Raw genomic sequence first — 19078 nt, forward strand, 5'->3', positions numbered from 1 at the left:
ATTGGCACTCAGCGGCTCTGCCATCCATGGCAAGCGACCGGCTCGTGGCCGGTCGCGTATTCGGTGCCTACAGGTAGTTGTTCAGGGTGGCGTCGACGAAACCTTCGGCGCGCATCTGGTCCAGCGCGGCCTGCAGCCTGGCAACGATCTCGTCGGGCATTTCCTTGTTCAGCGCCAGATACAGCTCGGCGCTGTCGAAGCGCAGCACCGTGCGCAGCCCGGAGATACCTTCCTGCTTGGCCAGGTAGCGACCCGCCGGGTCGCCCGTGGCCCAGAGGTCGATCTGCCCGGCCACCAGCTTGCGTGCATTCTCCTGATCGCGCAGCGAGGTGCTGTGCTCGACGCCCTTTTCGCTCAGGTATTCGGAGATGGCGTCGCCCTTGTAGGCGCCGATGCGGTATTGCTTGGCCTCATCCAGGCTGGCGAGGTTGATGGCGCTATCGCCCCTGGCCAGCAGTACCCAGTCGTCCGGGCCGATGGGGCCGACCCATTTGAACAGCTGCTCGCGCTCCGGCAGACGAGCGGTGACGAATACGCCGTAGCCCGGTTTTTCCAGCGCCAGCTTGTAGATGCGATCCCAAGGGAAACGCAGGGTCAGGCTGTACTTGACCCCGGCGCGCTTGAACATTTCCTTGACGATGTCCACGGCGATGCCGTCGATACTGTCTTCCTGGGCGAAATTCTTGCCATTGATCGCCATGTTGTACGGCGGGAAGTTCTCGGTAAGCAGGACCACGCTGTAGTTCGGGTCCACTTCGGCGCGCGCGGCACCGGCCAGCACCACCAGGGTGCCGCCTAGCGCAAAAAGCAGGCGTTTGAACATGGCATTTTCTCTTTCTATGTGTAGACAGACGCCATCAGCATAACCGCCGAGCCCTCCCCGGCCCAGCAATTACTGGCAGTGTGCCTCAATAGCGGGCTTCGATGGTTTTCAATGCCCCCCCGGCCCGCAGCGAATCCAATGCCTTTTGCAACTTCTGCACCACCTCGTCCGGCGTCTGCAGGTTGAGCGCCAGATAGAGCTCGGCCGTATGCAGGTGCTGCACGACCCTGAGGTTCTCCACGCCTTCCTGACGCGCAACGAAACGGCCAGCCTGATTGGAGGTGACCCACAGATCGATCTGCCCGCGCTCGAGCTTGCGCACGTTCTCGATGTCACGCAGCGCGGTCTGCACTTCCAGGCCTCTGTCGAGGAGGAACTGGGTCTTGGCGTCGCCCTTGTAGCCACCGATGCGGTAACGCCGCGCGTCCTCGATGCCGGTCAGCTGGATCGGGCTGTCGCCCTTGGCGAACAGCACCCACTCGTTCCTGGCGATAGGCCCGACCCATTTGAACAGGCCCTCGCGCTCGGCGGTACGCGCAGTGGAGAACAGGCCGTAGCCAACCTCGTCCAGCGTCTGCTGGTACACGCGCTGCCAGGGGAAGCGCAGGATCAGCTGGCACCCGACCTCGGCTCGCTCGCACACGGCACGCAGGATATCGGCACTGATGCCGGTGACGTTGTCGTCGCGGGCAAAGTTGTTGCCACTGACGGACATGTTGAACGGCGGCAGATTCTCGGTCAGCAGCACCAGCGGTTCCGCGCGCGCGAGGCTGAGGCCGCAGGTCAGGGCCAGGATGGTCATGAATCGAAGAAGCAACATGGAGACTCCGTGTCGAAATGCTCGGCAGAAAGCAGCCCTCCGCAATTGCGGAGAACCAGAATGGAGGGATATGCACCAATCCTAGCCGGATCGCTGGCACTTTGCCGTCGACTCGCCCGCAGCTTTGAGCGAAAGCGGCGTCAAACGGACGATCCGGGAGGAAGCTCGCAGCGCCCGGCGCCACGTTTTTGTGGCCCCGAGCGACGCGGCGTATCAGCGTACGACGATGCCGCGACTGGCCAGGTAGGCCTTGGCCTCGGGCACGGTGTACTCGCCGAAGTGGAAGATGCTCGCGGCCAGCACGGCATCGGCCTTGCCCTCGAGAATGCCGTCGGCCAGGTGCTGCAGGTTGCCGACGCCGCCTGAGGCGATCACCGGCACGCGCACGGCCTCACTGATGGCGCGGGTCACGCCCAGGTCGTAACCGCTCTTCACGCCGTCCTGATCCATGCTGGTGAGCAGGATCTCGCCAGCGCCAAGGCCTTCCATCTTGCGCGCCCACTCCACGGCATCGAGGCCGGTCGGCTTGCGCCCGCCATGGGTGAAGATTTCCCAGCGGCCCGGCTCGCCGGGTGCGGACACGCGCTTGGCGTCGATGGCGACGACGATGCACTGCGAGCCGAAGCGCGCTGCGGCCTCCCCGACGAACTCGGGATTGAACACCGCGGCGGTGTTGATCGATACCTTGTCGGCGCCGGCATTGAGCAGGTTGCGAATATCCTGCACGGTGCGCACGCCACCACCGACGGTGAGCGGGATGAACACCTGGCTGGCCATGCGCTCGACAGTGTGCAGGGTGGTGTCGCGACCGTCGACGCTGGCGGTGATGTCGAGGAAGGTGATCTCGTCGGCGCCCTGCTCATCGTAGCGACGGGCGATCTCCACCGGATCACCGGCATCGCGGATGTTCTCGAACTTGACGCCCTTGACCACGCGGCCGTTGTCCACGTCGAGGCAAGGGATGATGCGTTTGGCGAGGGCCATGTGGAACTCCGTAGGGTGGGTGCAACCCACCAATAAAAGTTGCGTCGGTCGCGGCGGGTTTCACCCGCCCTACGGTCAACGGCCGTAGCTATCGCAGAAGGCCTGGGCCTCGGCCACATCCAGGGTGCCTTCGTAGATGGCACGGCCGGTGATGGCGCCGATGATGCCCGGCGAGCGTGCCAGCAGCAGCTTCTCGATATCGCCGAGGTTGTGGATGCCGCCGGAGGCGATCACCGGAATGCGGCTGGCAGCAGCCAGCGCGGCGGTGGCTTCGACGTTGCAGCCCTGCATCATGCCGTCCTTAGCGATGTCGGTATAAACGATGGCAGACACGCCGTCGGCCTCGAAACGCCTGGCCAGATCGGTGGCCTGCACGCTGGAGACTTCCGCCCAGCCGTCGGTGGCGACGAAACCGTCCTTGGCGTCCAGGCCGACGATGACCTTGCCGGGGAAGGCCTTGCACGCCTCGGTGACGAACTCAGGCTCTTTCACGGCCTTGGTGCCGATGATCACGTAGCTGACACCGGCGCGCACGTAGTGCTCGATGGTCTCCAGGGTACGGATGCCGCCACCGATCTGGATCGGCAGGTTCGGGTAGCGCTTGGCGATGGCGGTGACCACTTCGCCGTTGACCGGCTGCCCTTCAAAGGCGCCGTTCAGGTCGACCAGATGCAGACGACGGCAACCGCCCTCGACCCACTTGGCGGCCATGCTCACCGGGTCATCGGAAAATACCGTGGAGTCTTCCATGCGGCCCTGACGCAGACGCACGCAAGCGCCGTCCTTGAGATCGATAGCGGGGATAATCAGCATCGGTTGAACCTGCTCAAGTTTGAATTCGGTAAGGCGCTCAGCTCTTTTCGAGCGCCCAGAGGTCGCTCTCGATGCTTTCGAACCTGTCCTTCAGGTGCGCCTGCACGTCGAGAATCGCCTTGTTGTAGTAGTGCGGCGCCAGCTCGCGGGTGATCTGGTCGAGGATTTCCTGCACTTCGAAGGTGCCCAGCTGCAGCTCGAAACGCTCATCGAGAAAGCGCTGCAGCATCAGCAGCGCGGCCTGCTCCTGGGCAGGCTCGAGCGCCAGACTGGGAGCCTTGTTGCGCGCCATTACCAGCGGCCATCCCAGGCGGCGAAGTTCTGCAGCAGCTGCAGGCCGTGGGTATGGCTCTTCTCCGGGTGGAACTGCACGGCGAAGCGCGAGCCCTCGGCCAATGCCGCAGCGAAGTCCTTGCCGTAGTGGCCGCGACCGACCACCTGCTGCGGCTTGCCGGCCTCGATGTAATAGCTGTGCACGAAGTAGAAGCGCGCATTTTCCGGGATGTCGTGCCACAGCGGGTGCTTGACCGCCTGACTGACCTCGTTCCAGCCCATGTGCGGCACCTTGAGGCGCTCGCCGTCTTCGCTCAGGTCCTTGCCGAAGAAGCGTACCTGGCCGGGGAACAGGCCGATGCAGTCGACGCCGTCGTTTTCCTCGCTGCGCTCGAGCAGCGCCTGCATGCCGACGCAGATGCCGAGGAACGGACGGTCGGCGCTGACTTCACGCACCAGCTCATCGAAGCCCAGGCGCCTGATCTCGGCCATGCAGTCGCGGATCGCGCCGACGCCGGGGAACACCACACGGTCGGCCTCGCGGATCACCTTGGCGTCGCTGGTTACCAGCACGCGGCCGGCGCCGACATGCTCCAGCGCCTTGGCCACCGAGTGCAGGTTGCCCATGCCATAGTCGATTACGGCTACCGTCTGCATTTACAGGCAGCCCTTGGTCGACGGCATCTGCCCGGCCATGCGCGGGTCCAGCTCCACCGCCATGCGCAGCGCACGGCCGAAGGCCTTGAACACGGTCTCGATCTGGTGGTGGGTGTTGTGCCCGCGCAGGTTGTCGATGTGCAGCGACACCAGCGCGTGGTTGACGAAGCCCTGGAAGAATTCCTGGAACAGGTCGACGTCGAAGTTGCCGACCACGGCGCGGGTGAACGGCACGTGCATCTGCAGGCCGGGGCGACCGGAGAAGTCGATCACCACGCGCGACAGCGCTTCGTCCAGCGGCACGTAGGAGTGGCCGTAGCGGGTCATGCCCTTCTTGTCGCCGACGGCCTTGGCGAAGGCCTGGCCGAGGGTGATGCCGACGTCCTCGACGGTGTGGTGGTCGTCGATATGCAGATCGCCCTTGCACTCGATATCGAGGTCGATCAGGCCATGACGGGCGATCTGGTCGAGCATGTGCTCGAGAAACGGCACGCCAATATCGAATTTGGCCTTGCCGGTGCCATCCAGGTTGATCGAGACCTTGACCTGGGTCTCCAGGGTGTTGCGCTCGACGAATGCCGTACGTTCGGCCATCACCAGCTCCACGAATTGCCAACGGAAAAAGGCCAGCATTATAGGCGCGCCGGGGCCGCAACGGCTACCGGCGATGGTCGGATGAAGCGCGCAGACCGACATGCCCTTTCCCGAGAGCGCAACGTGGCTCTTGCTATGCTCCCGCCAACCAGCAAACACACCGTTAGAGCCATGCACGAAGTCGATACCCTGATCATTGGCGCCGGCGCCCTCGGTCTGGCCTGCGCCGCCCGCCTGGGCAAACCCGATACGCTGATTCTGGAGGCCGAAGGGCTGATCGGCAGCCACACCTCCAGCCGCAACTCCGAGGTCATTCACGCCGGCCTCTATTATCCGCCCGGCTCGCTCAAGGCCGAGCTGTGCCTGGAGGGCCGCGAACGCCTGTACGCCTGGTGCAACCAACACGGCGTGGCGCACCGGCGGATCGGCAAGCTGCTGGTGGCGGTGCAGGAGAGCGAAATCGGCAAGCTCGAGGCGCTGGCCGGCAATGCCGAGGCCTGTGGCGTAACGGATCTGCAGCAGATCGACCAGCCACGCCTGCATGAGCTGGAACCGGCCCTGCGCGGCGCACGCGCCCTGCTCTCGCCGAGCACCGGCATCATCGACAGCCATGCCTATCTGCAGTCGCTGCTGGCGGTGGCGCAGAGCCGCGATGCACAGCTGGTGCTGCACAGCCGTGTCGAACGCCTGCAGCGCGACGGTGACGCCTGGATCGCCAGCGGCCACAGCGCGGGCGAGGCCTTTACCCTGCGCGCACAACGGGTGATCAATGCCGGCGGCCCCTTCGCCCAGCGCCTGGCCCGCACCATCGAAGGCCTGCCGGTGCCGCCGCTGCACCTGTGCCAGGGTCGCTACTTCAGCTACAGCGGGCGTTCGCCATTCTCCCGGCTGATCTATCCGATGCCGGAGGCCAATACCGCCGGCCTGGGCATCCATGCCACCCTCGATCTGGCCGGGCAACTGCGCTTCGGCCCCGATGTGCACTGGCTGGAGACCCTCGATTACGCAGTCGACGAGAACCTGCGCGCGCCTTTCGCCGCCGCCGTCGCCCGCTACTTTCCGGCGCTCGACGCTGCCCGGCTGCAACCCGGCTATGCCGGCGTGCGCGCCAAGCTCAGCGGCCCCGGGGAACCGGCCGCCGACTTCCTGATCCAAACCCCTGCCGATCACCGCCTGCCCGGCCTGGTCAACCTGTTCGGCATCGAATCGCCAGGACTCACCGCCAGCCTGGCCATTGCCGAGCGGGTCGCCGGCGCCCTGTAAGGCTATAATCGGCGCCCATTATCGACGGCTGCGCCTCCACTGGCTGCCCGCAATTTTCGTCATCGAAACAAGGACTCGTCCATGAAAGCGCTCGGCAAGATCCTGGGCCTCTTCCTTCTCGGCTTGCTGCTGATCGTAGTGGCATTGCTGTTCGCCCTGACCCATCTGTTCGACCCCAACGACTACAAGGACGAGATCCGCCAGATCGCCCGCGACAAGGCCAACCTCGAGCTGCAGCTCAGGGGCGATATCGGCTGGAGCCTGTTCCCCTGGCTGGGTCTGGAGCTGACCGACGCCACCCTGGCCAGCGCCGACACGCCGGACAAGCCCTTCGCCGACCTGCGCATGATCGGCCTCTCGGTGCGCGTGATGCCGCTGCTGCGCAAGGAGGTGCAGATGAGCGACATCCGTGTCGACGGCCTCAACCTCAACCTGCAGCGCGACGACAAGGGCCATGGCAACTGGGAAGGGGTCGGCCGCCCGGCCCAGGCCAGCACCACGCAACCAGCGCCCAGCGAACCCGCACCGAGTGAAGATGCGCCGCCGAGCCAGCCGAGCGAAAAGCCGGCCGGCCAGCCGGTCAAGCTGGATATCGACAGCCTGACCCTGAGCAACTCGCGCATCGACTACAGCGACGCGCAGAAGGGCCAGCAATTCACCGTCGAGAATATCGAGCTGAAAACCGGCGCGATTCGCGAAGGCGCCAGCATTCCGGTCAAGTTCAGCGCCTTCTTCGGCACCAACCAGCCGGTGCTGCGTGCGCGCAGCGAGGTCGAAGGTCAGCTGCGTTTCGACCGCGCGCTCAAGCGCTACCAGTTCGAAGACCTCAAGCTGGCCGGCGAAGCGTCCGGCGAACCGCTCAAGGGCAAGACCCTGAACTTCTCCGCCCAGGGCCAGTTGCTGCTCGACCAGGCGGCCAACATCGCCGAATGGAACGGCCTCAAGCTTTCCGCCAACCAGTTGCGCGCGCTCGGTGAGATCAAGGCGCGCGAGCTCGGCGAGGACGCCAAGATCTCCGGCGGGCTGTCCATCGCCTCACTCAATCTGCGCGAGTTCCTCGATGGCATCGGCGTCGAATTGCCGCCCATGCAGGCCAGCGATGCCCTGAACCAGTTCGAACTGGTCAGCCGCCTGAACGGTTCGAGCAAGGGCATGATTCTCGAGGAGCTCAACCTCAAGCTCGACGGCAGCACCTTCACCGGCAAGCTCGGCGTGGCCGACTTCGCCAGGCAGGCGCTGCGCGCCGACCTCAAGGGCGACAAGCTCGACCTCGATCGCTACCTGCCACCGAAAGCCAAAGACAGTGCCGGTACCGCACGCAAGGCCGAGGTCAAGGAAAGCATCGCCGACGCCGGCAAGGACGGCACCACCCCGCTGCCCAATGCCCCGACCCAGCAGGCCTGGAGCAACGAGAAAGTGCTGCCGGTGGATCAATTGCGCAAACTCGACCTGCAGCTGGCGCTGAGCCTCGGCCAGCTCACCTACGACAAGCAGCCCTTCACCGACGTCAACCTCAAGGCCAATGGTCGTGGCGGCCTGATCACCCTGGAGGAAGTGCGCGGCAAGATGCAGGGCGGCAGTTTCGTCGGCAATGGCCGCATCGACGTGCGCCAGGCCGAGCCGATGATCAGCGTGGAAAAACGCCTCAGCCGCATGCCGCTGGAGCCGCTGCTGAAGAAGGACGATCAGTCGTCGCCGATCAAGGGCCTGCTCGATCTGGATGCCAAGTTCAACACCCGCGGCAACAGCCAGAAGGAGTGGGTCGAGGCGCTCAACGGCAACGCCAGCTTCGTCCTCAACGATGGCGTGCTGGTCGACGCCAATCTCGAACAGCAGCTGTGCCGCGGCATCGCCACCCTCAACCGCAAGTCGCTGAGCAACCCGCCAACCGGCAAGGACACCCCCTTCCGCGAACTCAAGGGCAGCCTCAGCGTGCGCGACGGTGTCGCCCACAACCCGGACCTCAAGGCCCAGGTGCCGGGCCTGGCGGTCAGCGGCAACGGCGACCTCGACCTGCGCGTGCTCGGCCTCGACTACAAGGTGGGTATCACCCTGGAAGGGGACCAGCGCGAAATGCCCGACCCGGCCTGCCAGGTCAACGAGCGCTACGTCGGCATCGAATGGCCGCTGCGCTGCCGCGGTCCGCTGGAGCTGGGCGCCAAGGCCTGCCGTCTGGATCAGGACGGGCTCGGCAAGATCGCCGCACGCCTGGCTGGCAACAAGCTGACCGAGAAGCTGGAAGAGAAGCTCGGCGATAAGGTCAGCCCGGATCTGAAAGACGCACTCAAAGGCCTGTTCAACCGATGAGTCCGGAGCAGTTCAACAACGCCGTGCTGGCCTGGTACGACCAGCACGGGCGCAAGGATCTGCCCTGGCAGCAGAACATCACCCCGTATCGCGTCTGGGTTTCGGAAATCATGCTGCAGCAGACCCAGGTCAGCACTGTGCTCGGCTACTTCGATCGCTTTATGGCCGCACTGCCGACCGTGAAGGACCTGGCCGAAGCGCCCGAGGATGAAGTGCTGCACCTGTGGACCGGCCTGGGCTACTACACCCGCGCGCGCAACCTGCAGAAAACCGCGCAGATCATCATGCGCGAGCACGACGGCGAGTTCCCCCGCAGCGTCGAGGCGCTGGCCGAGCTGCCCGGCATCGGCCGCTCCACCGCCGGCGCCATCGCCAGCCTGAGCATGGGCGTGCGTGCACCGATCCTCGACGGCAACGTCAAGCGCGTGCTGGCACGCTACGTGGCTCAGGAGGGCTACCCAGGCGAGCCGAAGGTGGCCAAGCAGCTGTGGGACGTCGCCGAGCGCCTCACCCCGCACGAACGGGTCGGCCACTACACCCAGGCGATGATGGACCTCGGCGCCACCCTCTGCACCCGCAGCAAACCCACCTGCCTGCTGTGCCCGGTGCGCAGCGGCTGCCAGGCGCATCTGCTCGGCCTGGAAATCCGCTACCCGGTGCCCAAGCCGCGCAAGATGCTGCCGCAGAAGCGCACTCTGATGCCGCTGCTGGTCAACGCCGCCGGCGACATCCTGCTCTATCGCCGCCCCTCCACCGGACTATGGGGCGGGCTGTGGAGCCTGCCGGAACTGGATGACCTGTCTCAGCTCGACGAGCTCGCCCAGCAACAACAGCTCGAGCTTGGCGAGCGCCAAGAGCTGGAAGGCCTGACCCACACCTTCAGCCACTTCCAGCTGGCCATCGAACCCTGGATGGTGCGAGTGACCGAGCAGCCGAGCCGCGTGGCCGAGGGCGACTGGCTCTGGTATAACCTCGCCACCCCGCCGCGCCTGGGCCTCGCCGCCCCGGTGAAGAAGTTGCTGAAACGCGCGGCGCAAGCCATTACCGCTGGAGAACCGACATGACCCGCACCGTGCTGTGCCGCAAATACAAACAGGAACTGCCCGGCCTGGATCGCGCGCCCTACCCCGGCCCCAAGGGCGAAGACATCTTCGCCAACGTATCCAAGCAGGCCTGGGACGAATGGCAGAAGCACCAGACCATGCTAATCAACGAGCGTCGTCTGAACATGATGAACGCCGAAGACCGCAAGTTCCTGCAGACCGAGATGGACAAGTTCCTCTCCGGCGAGGAATACGCCCAGGCCGAAGGCTACGTACCGCCGAGCGAGTAAGAGGTAGGGTGCACGGCTTCAAGTAGGGTGCGCCATGCGCACCAGCCGTCGGCTCTCGATAGCGGTGCGCACGGCACACCCTCCCCTCACGAACCTAAGCGCCCGAAATAATTAAATATTTTTCAAACCCGCGCTTGACACTGATCCTTCAAATCCGTCTAATAGCGCCCCGTTGGCCCAGGTAGCTCAGTTGGTAGAGCAGGGGATTGAAAATCCCCGTGTCGGCGGTTCGATTCCGTCCCTGGGCACCATGAATACCGAAACCCCCGATGCTACTGGTGTCGGGGGTTTTCTGTTTATAGAGCCCCAAGTTGCGCCCTCATGGTCGTACAAAGGAGGCGCACAAATTGGGTGCCATGCCACAGCCGTTTCAGCACCCAAAAAGACCGGGGTCTTACTACCACCGCAAGACCATCCCTAAGCCCCCTCGCCCGATGATGGGTCGCGGACGTGAGTGGAAGGTATCCGATCTCTCGACAGCGCGGTTAGATCTGCGACCACCCATCACATTGACGAACGGGCTATCTACAAATAACGTAAAGTTCACCGCCCTAAGAGGGCGCTTTGAGATGAGCCAAGGAGAAGGGCCATGCCAGATAGCTATGATCGAATCAGGCCGAACACATCTGCTGGCAATGCCGTCAAAGACCCTACTTACCTCTTCGACTCGCTCGTACTGCCATGACCCAAGCAGCCTTGGTAAATCCGACCATTCTCACATGGTCCCGCGAACGCGCAGGCCTGTCTACTGAACAGGTCGCCAAGAAGCTTCCCGTTAAACCTGAGAGCGTCAAAAAATGGGAAGCAGGAGAGGCAAAGCCTACGTTCTTACAGGCTCAAAAGTGGGCAAATGTTGCTCATATCCCTTTTGGCTTTCTCTTTCTTCCAAAGCCTCCGGCAGAAGAACTTCCTCTACCAGACCTGAGAACAGTACGAGGAATCGCTCCTGAGCAGCCCAGCCTTAACCTGCTGGACACAGTAAAAGATGCCATACGTAAGCAAGACTGGTACCTTGAATACCTTCAAGACCAACAGCGTGAAGAGCTGCCCTTCGTGGGTCGATTTACGCCTCAATCCCCAGTAAAAGCAGTTGTAGCCGACATGCGCGCAACCCTGGGAGTTAACCCTGATGCTGCACGCCTGGATTACGACAAATATAGCCGCGCACTCATCAAGGCAGCAGAAGATGTCGGCGTGCTTGTAATGCGTAGCGGCATTGCCCTTGGGAACACTCACCGTAAATTAGAGGTTGATGAATTTCGTGGCTTTGCTATCAGCAATGCGTACGCACCAGTTGTTTTCATCAACAGCGCTGATGTACCGACCGCACGCCTCTTTACGCTAATGCACGAGCTTGCCCATATATGGATCGGTAGCAGTGGTGTTTCTGATGGAAATACAGCGGCAGGCAGAGAAGAGGAGCGTTTCTGCAACGCAGTAGCCGGTGAGTTCCTCGCCCCAGAAGACCTATTCCGAGCAGCTTGGAATGCCCAAATTGACTGGGAGGATAATCTTGCCCCCCTGTCCACGCGCTTCCATCTCAGCAAGCTGGCCATAGGCCGTCGAGCGCTTGATCTTAGGTACATTACCCAGCATCAATACAGTGCCTATTATCGACGTGTCCTCAAAGATTTTCAGGACAAAGAAGGCGGCATGGGCGACTATTACAGGAATGCGACTGCAAAGAATAGCGCGCGCCTAAGTAGAGCAGTATTAAACGAAGCACTGAGCGGCCGACTGCTGTTACGAGACGCAGGGCTCATCCTGGGAGTCCAGCCGGCCAAGTTAAGGACACTCGCCAATAAGCTCACGGAATGAAGCATCTACTCGACGCGAATACTCTAATTGAAGCCAAGAACCGCTACTACGGTATGGCCTTCTGCCCTGCCTTCTGGCAATGGTTGCTCTTGCAGAACCAAGCACTGGAGTTAGCCAGCATTACATCTGTGATGGATGAGATAGCCAAAGGCAAAGACGAGTTGGCGGAATGGACTGCTAAAAACCCTGAGTTCTTCCACGCTATCAGCGATGAACAGACACAAGCCGCCTACATAGATGTCGCTGCGCATGTAGCGCAATTGGCGCCCAACATGAAGCCAGGAGCACTTGAAGAATTTCTGTCTGGAGCAGACCCGTGGCTGATCGCCAAAGCCATATGCACAGGGGCTACAGTGGTTACCCACGAAGTCCTAAATCTGGAAGTGAAACGAAAATTTATTATCCCCAACGTCTGCGAACACTTTCAGGTCCCTTATATGAATACGTTCGAGCTGCTCCACACCCTGGACGCGAAATTCGTCCTACCAAATCAATAGCCCTGTGGGCTTGGTGTCCCTTGCCTCGTAGCAGCGCAACCGAATAATCGCTATCTCGCCTCAAACACGGGTGAGCTCAGCGCAAATACAGGTGACTTGCCCTGTAAATACGAGTGACCTCGGTGCAAATACGAGTGACCTCTCCTATGCATTGCTCAAAATACAAACGACGCCTCGATGAGGCGGTCGCGCAGAATTTGAACGACATACGCTGATTGGCTCGTTTTGCATCCGCGCGACAAGCACCTGCAACCAGGCGACACCCTGACTGTAGAGCAAGCCATAGGCCAGCAAACGGCTTGGCGGTCACGGAAACGCTATGCTAGCTTGGCCGCCAGCCAGGACGGCCAGCAGCACGCCGGAGCGCTTTCGAAGAAGAAGAGGATCACACCCCATGGCCGAGGCGACGCCCGCGCTGGAAATCCGCAACCTGCACAAACGCTACGGCGACCTCGAAGTGCTCAAGGGCATTTCCCTGACGGCCAAAGACGGCGACGTCATCTCCATTCTCGGCTCCTCCGGCTCCGGCAAGTCCACCTTCCTGCGCTGCATCAACCTGCTGGAAAACCCGCATCAGGGTCAGATCTTCGTCGCCGGCGAGGAGCTCAAGCTCAAGGCCGCGAAGAACGGCGAACTGATTGCCGCCGACAACAAGCAGATCAACCGCCTGCGCAGCGAGATCGGTTTCGTCTTCCAGAATTTCAACCTGTGGCCGCACATGAGCGTGCTCGACAACATCATCGAGGCGCCGCGCCGCGTGCTCGGCCAGAGCAAGGCCGAGGCCATCGAGGTGGCCGAGGTGCTGCTGGCCAAGGTCGGCATCGCCGACAAGCGTCACGTCTACCCCAACCAGCTGTCCGGCGGCCAGCAACAGCGCGCGGCCATCGCCCGCACCCTGGCCATGCAGCCGAAGGTGATCCTGTTCGACGAGCCCACCTCGGCACTGGACCCGGAGATGGTACAAGAAGTGCTTAACGTGATTCGCGCGCTTGCCGATGAAGGTCGCACCATGCTGCTGGTCACCCATGAAATGAGTTTCGCTCGCCAGGTATCCAGCGAGGTGGTGTTCCTCCACCAGGGCCTGGTCGAGGAACAGGGGCCACCCGCCCAGGTGTTTGACAACCCGCAATCGGCACGCTGTAAACAATTCATGTCCAGCAATCGCTAACACGGAGCAACATGCATGCAGAACTATAAGAAGATCCTGCTGGCCGCGGCCGCTACCCTGGCTTTCGGCACCAGCGCTGTCGCCGCTGACAAACTCAAACTCGGCACCGAAGGCGCCTACCCACCCTTCAACCTGATCGACGCCAGCGGCAAGGTCACCGGCTTCGACGTGGAAATCGGCCAGGCGCTGTGCGCCAAGATGCAGGCCGAGTGCGAAGTGGTCACGTCCGACTGGGACGGCATCATCCCCGCCCTCAACGCCAAGAAGTTCGACTTCCTAATCGCCTCCATGTCGATCACCGAAGAGCGTCAGGCCGCGGTCGATTTCACCGAGCCCTACTACACCAACAAGCTGCAGTTCATCGCGCCGAAGTCGGCCGAATTCAAGACCGACGAAGCCAGCCTCAAGGGCAAGGTGATCGGTGCGCAGCGCGCCACCATCGCCGGCACCTGGCTGGAAGACAACCTGGGCAAGGTGGTCGACATCAAGCTGTACGACACCCAGGAAAACGCCTACCTCGATCTGGCCTCCGGCCGTCTCGACGGCGTACTGGCCGACACCTTCGTCAACTGGGAATGGCTCAAGAGCGACGCCGGCAAGAACTTCGAGTTCAAGGGCGACCCGGTATTCGACAACGACAAGATCGGCATCGCCGTGCGCAAGGGCGACCCGCTGCGCGAGAAGCTGAACACCGCTCTGCAGGCCATCATCGAAGACGGCACCTACAAGCAGATCAACGACAAGTACTTCCCGTTCAGCATCTACTGATGACCTGACGGCATTGCGCCGCCCATTCGGCGGCGCAGTTGCCCGAGCCCTCCGATGATCTTCGAACTCCACGGATTCGGCCCCGCCCTGGCGGCCGGCACCCTGATGACCATCAAACTGGCGCTGTCCGCGCTGGCGGTGGGTCTGGTGCTCGGTCTGCTCGGCGCACTGGCCAAGACTTCGCCGTACAAGCCGCTGCAGTGGCTCGGCGGCAGCTATTCCACCATCGTGCGCGGCGTGCCCGAACTGCTCTGGGTGCTGCTGATCTATTTCGGCACGGTCGGCCTGATGCGCAGCCTGGCCGACCTGCTCGGCGTAGAGAGCCTGGAGCTCTCCGCCTTCGCCGCGGGCACCATCGCCCTCGGCCTGTGCTTCGGCGCCTACGCCACCGAGGTGTTTCGCGGCGCCATCCTGGCCATCCCCAAGGGCCATCGCGAAGCCGGCATGGCCCTGGGCATGTCCAAGGGGCGCATCCTCTGGAAGCTGATCCTGCCGCAGATGTGGCGCATCGCCCTGCCCGGCCTGGGCAACCTGTTCATGATTTTGATGAAGGACACCGCGCTGGTCTCGGTGATCGGCCTCGAGGAAATCATGCGTCGCTCGCAGATCGCGGTGACCGCGAGCAAGGAGCCCTTCACCTTCTATATGGTTGCAGCCTTCATCTACCTGGGCCTGACCATCCTCGCCATGATCGGCCTGCATTTCCTCGAGAAGCGCGCCAGCCGCGGCTTCGTCCGGAGCGCGTCATGAGAAAGAACGCCGCCACCATCGCCTGGCTCGCAGCAGGCCTGCTCATCGCATTGGCGCTCTGGGCGAGCCTCTCCAGCCTGAACTGGGCGGTGATCATCAAGTGGCTGCCGCGCCTGTCCCAGGGCGCGCTGCTGACCCTGGAGCTGGTGGCCATCGCCGTCGTCGCCGGCCTGATCCTCGCCCTGCCCATGGGCATCGCCCGCGCCTCCCGCCACTGGTACGTGCGTGCCCTGCCGTATGGCTACATCTTCTTCTTCCGCGGCACGCCGCTACTGGTGCAGCTGTTTCTGGTCTACTACGGCCTGGCGCAGTTCGATGCTGTGCGCCAGGGCCCGCTGTGGCCCTATCTGCGCGACCCGTACTGGTGCGCGATTATCACCATGACCCTGCATACCGCCGCCTACATTGCCGAGATCCTGCGCGGCGCCATCCAGGCCGTGCCGCCCGGCGAGGTGGAAGCGGCGCGTGCCCTGGGCATGTCGCGTGCGCAGGCGATGCTCTACATCATCCTGCCGCGCGCCGCGCGCATCGGCCTGCCGGCCTACAGCAACGAAGTGATCCTGATGCTCAAGGCCAGCGCCCTGGCCAGCACCGTGACGCTGCTGGAGCTGACCGGCATGGCGCGTACCATCATCGCGCGCACCTACCTGCCGGTGGAAATCTTCTTCGCCGCCGGCCTGTTCTACCTGGCCATCGCCTTCGTTCTGGTGCGTGCCTTCCGCCTGCTGGAACGCTGGCTGCGCGTCGACGCCTGCCAGGGCCGCTAAGCCTGCCGGGCTGCCTGCAACGGTGGCCCGTACTCCCGACGATAGACGCCATGTCCGAGCCCCTTCTTGCCTCAGGCGACCTGATCGCGCGCTTCCAGGCGCTGGATGACTTTCTCCTGAAGCACCAGGCCCTCTGGCGCCCACGCCCGTTCCAGCATCTGCATCTGCCCTGGGAAAGCGAACTGCCCGAGCTGGCCGCCTGGCTGCGCTGTCGCTCTCTGGAGCAGGCTGAAGCCAGCGACAGCGAACTGTTCGCACTCATTGCGCCCGCCCCTTTCACCGATCTGGCCCGCCAGGCGCAGGCGCTCAGCCAATTGGGCGAACTGCCGCGCCTGAACAGCCCAGAGCGCGCGCATGCCTTCAGCGTCGATGTGCCCGGTAGAAAGCTGGCGCAGATCCAGGCCTTCGCCAGTCATCTGCAGTTTCGCCAGCGCCCCTCGCACTGGCTCGACTGGTGTTCAGGCAAGGGACATCTCGGCCGCTGGCTGACCCAGGACGATCAGCGCCTGACCTGCCTGGAGTACGACCCTTCGCTGGTCGCATCAGGAAGTGCCTTGAGCGCACGGCTGCGACTGAATGCCGAGCATCTTCAACAGGATGTGCTGGCCGACGACTGCAGCGAGCGCCTGCAGGAAAAACACACCCCGGTTGCCCTGCATGCCTGTGGTGATCTTCATGTACGCCTGCTGCAACTGGCCAGCCGCAAGGGATGCACGCAACTGGCAGTGGCGCCCTGCTGCTACAACCGTATTGCCGGCGTGCAGTACCAAGCGCTCTCGGCCGCCGCACAGGCATCGGCGCTGCAGCTTTCACGCGACGACCTAGGCTTGCCGCTAAGCGAGACAGTCACGGCAAGCGCACGGGTCCGTAGACAACGCGACCAGTCGATGGCCTGGCGCCTAGCCTTCGACCTGCTACAACGCCAACTGCGCGGCATCGACGAATACCTGCCAACGCCATCGCTGCCCAGTGAATGGTTCGGCAAACCCTTCGCCCGCTTCTGCCATGACCTCGCCACGCTCAGGGGCGTACCTTCGCCGGGCGAGCAGGACTGGGTTGCCCTGGAAGCGCAAGGCTGGCAGCGCCTGGCCGAGGTGCGCAACCTGGAGCTGCTACGCAACCTGTTCCGTCGGCCACTGGAACTCTGGTTACTGCTGGATCGTGCCCTGTATCTGGAAGACCAGGGTTACCGCGTCCGACTGGGCACCTTCTGCGACTACCAGCTGAGCCCCCGCAACCTGCTACTGCTGGCCGAGCGCCCGCGAGTTGCGCACAGAAGCTGTGGATAACTCTGTTGATCCTTTTTGGGCAAATGCTGCAAAGCCACCCGTGAATGGCCTCGTAGACAGCTGATCATTTTTCGAACAGAGCCTGAAGATTCAAAAAAAACAATGACTTGCGAAAAAGCGTGAGCAAACGCACAGACAGGGTGCGAAGTCGCCGCCAGCGCCTTCTATTTGTGCATAAGCCAATAACCCTTGATAGCCGAGGCCGGAAAAACCTGGCTCGATCCCGGCTTTACTCGGGCCGATGAATGGATATAATGGCGGCCCTTCCGTGCCGGTATAGCTCAGCTGGTAGAGCAACTGACTTGTAATCAGTAGGTCCCGGGTTCGACTCCTGGTGCCGGCACCATCTCAATCAAAGGCTTGCAGCGATGCAGGCCTTTGCTTTTTCAGTACCAGAGGCCTCTAGAGCAGGCCTTCGTCAGCTCAAGTGATAAATGTCCTTGCAGCATCTACCGTCCGTTCTGCTAGCCGATGGAAGCCAGCGCTTTCTTGCAAGGGGAACGAAGCCCGCGCAGATTGCGGGCTCAACTCAGGGCCCAGGCAGCAGCGTGATTTAAGTCTGTTTCAGCTGTTGTAGGCCTCTCCGAGCCGCAGCTCAGCCTGCTTACCCTTCTCCAGACAAGCGCACCGCTGATGATGCCGCGAAGCCGCGCCTGTAGCGCTTCAGCATCACTGGAGCTTGCGGCAGCCCTTACTACACTGTAATACCTTGGCGCTCAAGGTACGCACAGCCAGAGGTTCGTCTCTGCGAGCTGCTGCCATCAGAATTCAATGGGCATTTATGAAACCCCGGCACCTATGCTAGGTCTGTTCCCCATGTATACGGCGTTCAGCATATTGCAGCATAACGGCGGCGCATATTAGCGACTTACACGTAACGCTGTATTGCCACATAAAAACTAATTATGCTGTTCACAGAGCCAAGTAAATTTCACCACCGAAATCAAACCACGCTACCCAAATTGCAGAGCGCCACCATGAGTAACTACACTCCTGAGACGCAGAAGAAAATCGCAGATCGAGAGATCATTGACTCTATTGAGCAGCTTTTAAACTATAAGGGCACACATCAGGCCCTATCTACTACTGAGCCATGCGTAATCGACACAGGTGATTGGCAGATCAATGATCTAGAGCTACTCAACACCAAGAGTGACTACTTTAGAATTTCGCTTTACAAAAACGAGACAAATGCGACGCGCTTCCTGATAACGCAGTGCCAGCCTGCATTGGTGATGCTGCTGCTTACCGAAGTAGAAGGGAAACTATGCGCTCTGTTGAATATACGATATGAGCCAGGACTAATTGACAGCGTCAACTATACCACCACCATACAATCAACACCCAACAACTACCTCCGGCAACACGGCGGCAAGGAAACACCCTTTCTAGAGTTTGTCAAAAACCCCCAAGATTACGGCACCGTTTTATTCGACACGGAAAACTACGACTGGGGCGATCTTTATATTTTAAAGAGAAAACGATATTTAATAATAAAGATCAATAACTACGTAGCGCCACCTTCTGGCTTTTTCTGGGTAACCCGACAAACCCTTGTGCAAATGGCAACGCAAGATCAGTTGATTACCAATGACTTGCGAGTCTGCATCCCGCTGCTAGACATCGAGACGCCTGCAAGCATACCTGGCGAAGTGTCCTTGGACAAAGCACAGAAGACCATTGCCAAACTACCCTTCAACTATGAAACCTTTGACAGCGAAGGTATACATATAAGATTTTTCCGCGCGCGAACCCGTGCACGTGAGGTTGCCACCTGGACACAACCACTTTTGGCCGGGTATAAATCCAGACAAATTAATCTAATATTTAAAGAAAATGCCGGGTCAAGACAATACGCACTAACTCGAGCCAGCCAAATCGGGCTACTAGGTAGAACCGTCTGGTTTCCTGCCGAAGTTGCGGCTGCCGATGTCTGTAGCTCGGTATGCACGTCTGCAGAAGGAGGCCGGTTCTGGCGGCACGCCATCCACATTCAACTATTGAGACTTACAACCGATATCAACGCCGCTGATGAGAACGAAAAAATAGTCTGGGTTTCCGAAAAGCAGCTACTGGATATGATTGCTACCCCCTTAGCGACGTCCTTGGAACTTAGGATGGCGCTCTCGCTAGTTGATTTGACCGCATGAGCGC

At 61.6% G+C, this 19078-nt stretch carries 19 protein-coding genes and 2 tRNA genes; 14 read left to right on the forward strand and 7 right to left on the reverse strand.

Features of this window, described 5'->3' with window-relative positions; translation table 11 throughout:
- Positions 1-67 precede the first annotated feature (67 nt).
- The 7 genes from BLS61_RS07810 to hisB all read right to left on the reverse strand — a co-directional run bounded on the left by BLS61_RS07810 (position 68) and on the right by hisB (position 4964).
- Positions 68-823: a substrate-binding periplasmic protein gene (locus BLS61_RS07810; protein ID WP_090429581.1), complete on the reverse strand. Its 756-nt coding sequence runs from the start codon at positions 821-823 to the stop codon at positions 68-70.
- An 85-nt stretch (positions 824-908) separates the two neighbouring features.
- A complete protein-coding gene (locus BLS61_RS07815) occupies positions 909-1643 on the reverse strand; it encodes a substrate-binding periplasmic protein (RefSeq protein ID WP_090429583.1) in 735 nt (244 codons plus the stop codon).
- A gap of 213 nt (positions 1644-1856) precedes the next feature.
- Complete coding sequence (gene hisF, locus BLS61_RS07820) at positions 1857-2627, reverse strand: imidazole glycerol phosphate synthase subunit HisF (RefSeq protein ID WP_004374000.1); 771 nt, start codon at positions 2625-2627, stop codon at positions 1857-1859.
- A 75-nt stretch (positions 2628-2702) separates the two neighbouring features.
- Complete coding sequence (gene hisA / locus BLS61_RS07825; RefSeq protein WP_090429585.1) at positions 2703-3440, reverse strand: 1-(5-phosphoribosyl)-5-[(5-phosphoribosylamino)methylideneamino]imidazole-4-carboxamide isomerase; 738 nt, start codon at positions 3438-3440, stop codon at positions 2703-2705.
- A 37-nt stretch (positions 3441-3477) separates the two neighbouring features.
- Positions 3478-3732 carry a DUF2164 domain-containing protein gene (locus BLS61_RS07830; protein WP_090429587.1) on the reverse strand — a complete coding sequence of 85 codons (255 nt, stop codon included), beginning with the start codon at positions 3730-3732 and terminating at the stop codon, positions 3478-3480.
- A complete protein-coding gene (hisH, locus tag BLS61_RS07835; protein ID WP_090429589.1) occupies positions 3732-4370 on the reverse strand; it encodes an imidazole glycerol phosphate synthase subunit HisH in 639 nt (212 codons plus the stop codon). The genes BLS61_RS07830 and hisH overlap by 1 nt, the downstream gene beginning before the upstream one ends.
- Positions 4371-4964, reverse strand: a complete 594-nt coding sequence (hisB, locus tag BLS61_RS07840; RefSeq protein WP_004374009.1) for an imidazoleglycerol-phosphate dehydratase HisB — start codon at positions 4962-4964, stop codon at positions 4371-4373.
- A gap of 171 nt (positions 4965-5135) precedes the next feature.
- Between hisB and BLS61_RS07845 the strand changes: the two genes are divergently transcribed.
- From BLS61_RS07845 to BLS61_RS07910, 14 genes are all read left to right on the forward strand, one after another.
- Positions 5136-6227 (forward strand): NAD(P)/FAD-dependent oxidoreductase, encoded by a 1092-nt coding sequence (locus BLS61_RS07845; RefSeq protein WP_090429590.1) that lies wholly within the window; start codon positions 5136-5138, stop codon positions 6225-6227.
- An 81-nt stretch (positions 6228-6308) separates the two neighbouring features.
- Positions 6309-8534, forward strand: coding sequence for an AsmA family protein (locus BLS61_RS07850; RefSeq protein WP_090429592.1), 2226 nt, complete (start codon positions 6309-6311; stop codon positions 8532-8534).
- Entirely contained in the window at positions 8531-9598 is a 1068-nt protein-coding gene (gene mutY / locus BLS61_RS07855; protein ID WP_090429594.1) for an A/G-specific adenine glycosylase, read from the forward strand. Before BLS61_RS07850 ends, mutY begins: the two co-directional genes overlap by 4 nt.
- Positions 9595-9867, forward strand: a complete 273-nt coding sequence (locus BLS61_RS07860; RefSeq protein WP_004374015.1) for an oxidative damage protection protein — start codon at positions 9595-9597, stop codon at positions 9865-9867. The genes mutY and BLS61_RS07860 overlap by 4 nt, the downstream gene beginning before the upstream one ends.
- Positions 9868-10042: 175 nt before the next feature.
- Positions 10043-10118: transfer RNA gene (locus BLS61_RS07865), tRNA-Phe, on the forward strand.
- 430 nt (positions 10119-10548) lie between these two features.
- Entirely contained in the window at positions 10549-11685 is a 1137-nt protein-coding gene (locus BLS61_RS07870) for an ImmA/IrrE family metallo-endopeptidase (RefSeq protein ID WP_090429596.1), read from the forward strand.
- Complete coding sequence (locus tag BLS61_RS07875; RefSeq protein WP_090429597.1) at positions 11682-12182, forward strand: DUF4411 family protein; 501 nt, start codon at positions 11682-11684, stop codon at positions 12180-12182. The genes BLS61_RS07870 and BLS61_RS07875 overlap by 4 nt, the downstream gene beginning before the upstream one ends.
- A 394-nt stretch (positions 12183-12576) precedes the next feature.
- Complete coding sequence (locus BLS61_RS07880) at positions 12577-13350, forward strand: ABC transporter ATP-binding protein (protein WP_090429599.1); 774 nt, start codon at positions 12577-12579, stop codon at positions 13348-13350.
- Between the two features lie 15 nt (positions 13351-13365).
- Positions 13366-14118 carry an ABC transporter substrate-binding protein gene (locus BLS61_RS07885; protein WP_004374017.1) on the forward strand — a complete coding sequence of 251 codons (753 nt, stop codon included), beginning with the start codon at positions 13366-13368 and terminating at the stop codon, positions 14116-14118.
- Between the two features lie 54 nt (positions 14119-14172).
- Positions 14173-14868, forward strand: a complete 696-nt coding sequence (locus BLS61_RS07890; RefSeq protein WP_090429601.1) for an ABC transporter permease — start codon at positions 14173-14175, stop codon at positions 14866-14868.
- A gap of 77 nt (positions 14869-14945) precedes the next feature.
- Positions 14946-15635: an ABC transporter permease gene (locus BLS61_RS07895; RefSeq protein ID WP_090429892.1), complete on the forward strand. Its 690-nt coding sequence runs from the start codon at positions 14946-14948 to the stop codon at positions 15633-15635.
- Positions 15636-15685: 50 nt separating this feature from the next.
- Entirely contained in the window at positions 15686-16924 is a 1239-nt protein-coding gene (locus BLS61_RS07900) for a methyltransferase (protein WP_090429604.1), read from the forward strand.
- Between the two features lie 270 nt (positions 16925-17194).
- Positions 17195-17270 (forward strand) — tRNA-Thr (locus BLS61_RS07905).
- Between the two features lie 631 nt (positions 17271-17901).
- A complete protein-coding gene (locus tag BLS61_RS07910; protein ID WP_167358707.1) occupies positions 17902-19074 on the forward strand; it encodes an NDP-hexose 2,3-dehydratase family protein in 1173 nt (390 codons plus the stop codon).
- The last annotated feature ends 4 nt before the right edge of the window (positions 19075-19078 follow it).

The sequence above is a fragment of the Ectopseudomonas guguanensis genome (genome assembly GCF_900104265.1).
GTDB lineage: Bacteria > Pseudomonadota > Gammaproteobacteria > Pseudomonadales > Pseudomonadaceae > Aquipseudomonas > Aquipseudomonas guguanensis.

Coding starts and splice junctions, on each gene's coding strand:
- BLS61_RS07810 (WP_090429581.1), bottom strand. CDS start 823: ATGTTCAAACGCCTGCTTTTTGCGCTAGGCGGCACCCTGGTGGTGCTG.
- BLS61_RS07815 (WP_090429583.1), bottom strand. CDS start 1,643: ATGTTGCTTCTTCGATTCATGACCATCCTGGCCCTGACCTGCGGCCTC.
- hisF (WP_004374000.1), bottom strand. CDS start 2,627: ATGGCCCTCGCCAAACGCATCATCCCTTGCCTCGACGTGGACAACGGC.
- hisA (WP_090429585.1), bottom strand. CDS start 3,440: ATGCTGATTATCCCCGCTATCGATCTCAAGGACGGCGCTTGCGTGCGT.
- BLS61_RS07830 (WP_090429587.1), bottom strand. CDS start 3,732: ATGGCGCGCAACAAGGCTCCCAGTCTGGCGCTCGAGCCTGCCCAGGAG.
- hisH (WP_090429589.1), bottom strand. CDS start 4,370: ATGCAGACGGTAGCCGTAATCGACTATGGCATGGGCAACCTGCACTCG.
- hisB (WP_004374009.1), bottom strand. CDS start 4,964: ATGGCCGAACGTACGGCATTCGTCGAGCGCAACACCCTGGAGACCCAG.
- BLS61_RS07845 (WP_090429590.1), top strand. CDS start 5,136: ATGCACGAAGTCGATACCCTGATCATTGGCGCCGGCGCCCTCGGTCTG.
- BLS61_RS07850 (WP_090429592.1), top strand. CDS start 6,309: ATGAAAGCGCTCGGCAAGATCCTGGGCCTCTTCCTTCTCGGCTTGCTG.
- mutY (WP_090429594.1), top strand. CDS start 8,531: ATGAGTCCGGAGCAGTTCAACAACGCCGTGCTGGCCTGGTACGACCAG.
- BLS61_RS07860 (WP_004374015.1), top strand. CDS start 9,595: ATGACCCGCACCGTGCTGTGCCGCAAATACAAACAGGAACTGCCCGGC.
- BLS61_RS07870 (WP_090429596.1), top strand. CDS start 10,549: ATGACCCAAGCAGCCTTGGTAAATCCGACCATTCTCACATGGTCCCGC.
- BLS61_RS07875 (WP_090429597.1), top strand. CDS start 11,682: ATGAAGCATCTACTCGACGCGAATACTCTAATTGAAGCCAAGAACCGC.
- BLS61_RS07880 (WP_090429599.1), top strand. CDS start 12,577: ATGGCCGAGGCGACGCCCGCGCTGGAAATCCGCAACCTGCACAAACGC.
- BLS61_RS07885 (WP_004374017.1), top strand. CDS start 13,366: ATGCAGAACTATAAGAAGATCCTGCTGGCCGCGGCCGCTACCCTGGCT.
- BLS61_RS07890 (WP_090429601.1), top strand. CDS start 14,173: ATGATCTTCGAACTCCACGGATTCGGCCCCGCCCTGGCGGCCGGCACC.
- BLS61_RS07900 (WP_090429604.1), top strand. CDS start 15,686: ATGTCCGAGCCCCTTCTTGCCTCAGGCGACCTGATCGCGCGCTTCCAG.
- BLS61_RS07910 (WP_167358707.1), top strand. CDS start 17,902: ATGAGTAACTACACTCCTGAGACGCAGAAGAAAATCGCAGATCGAGAG.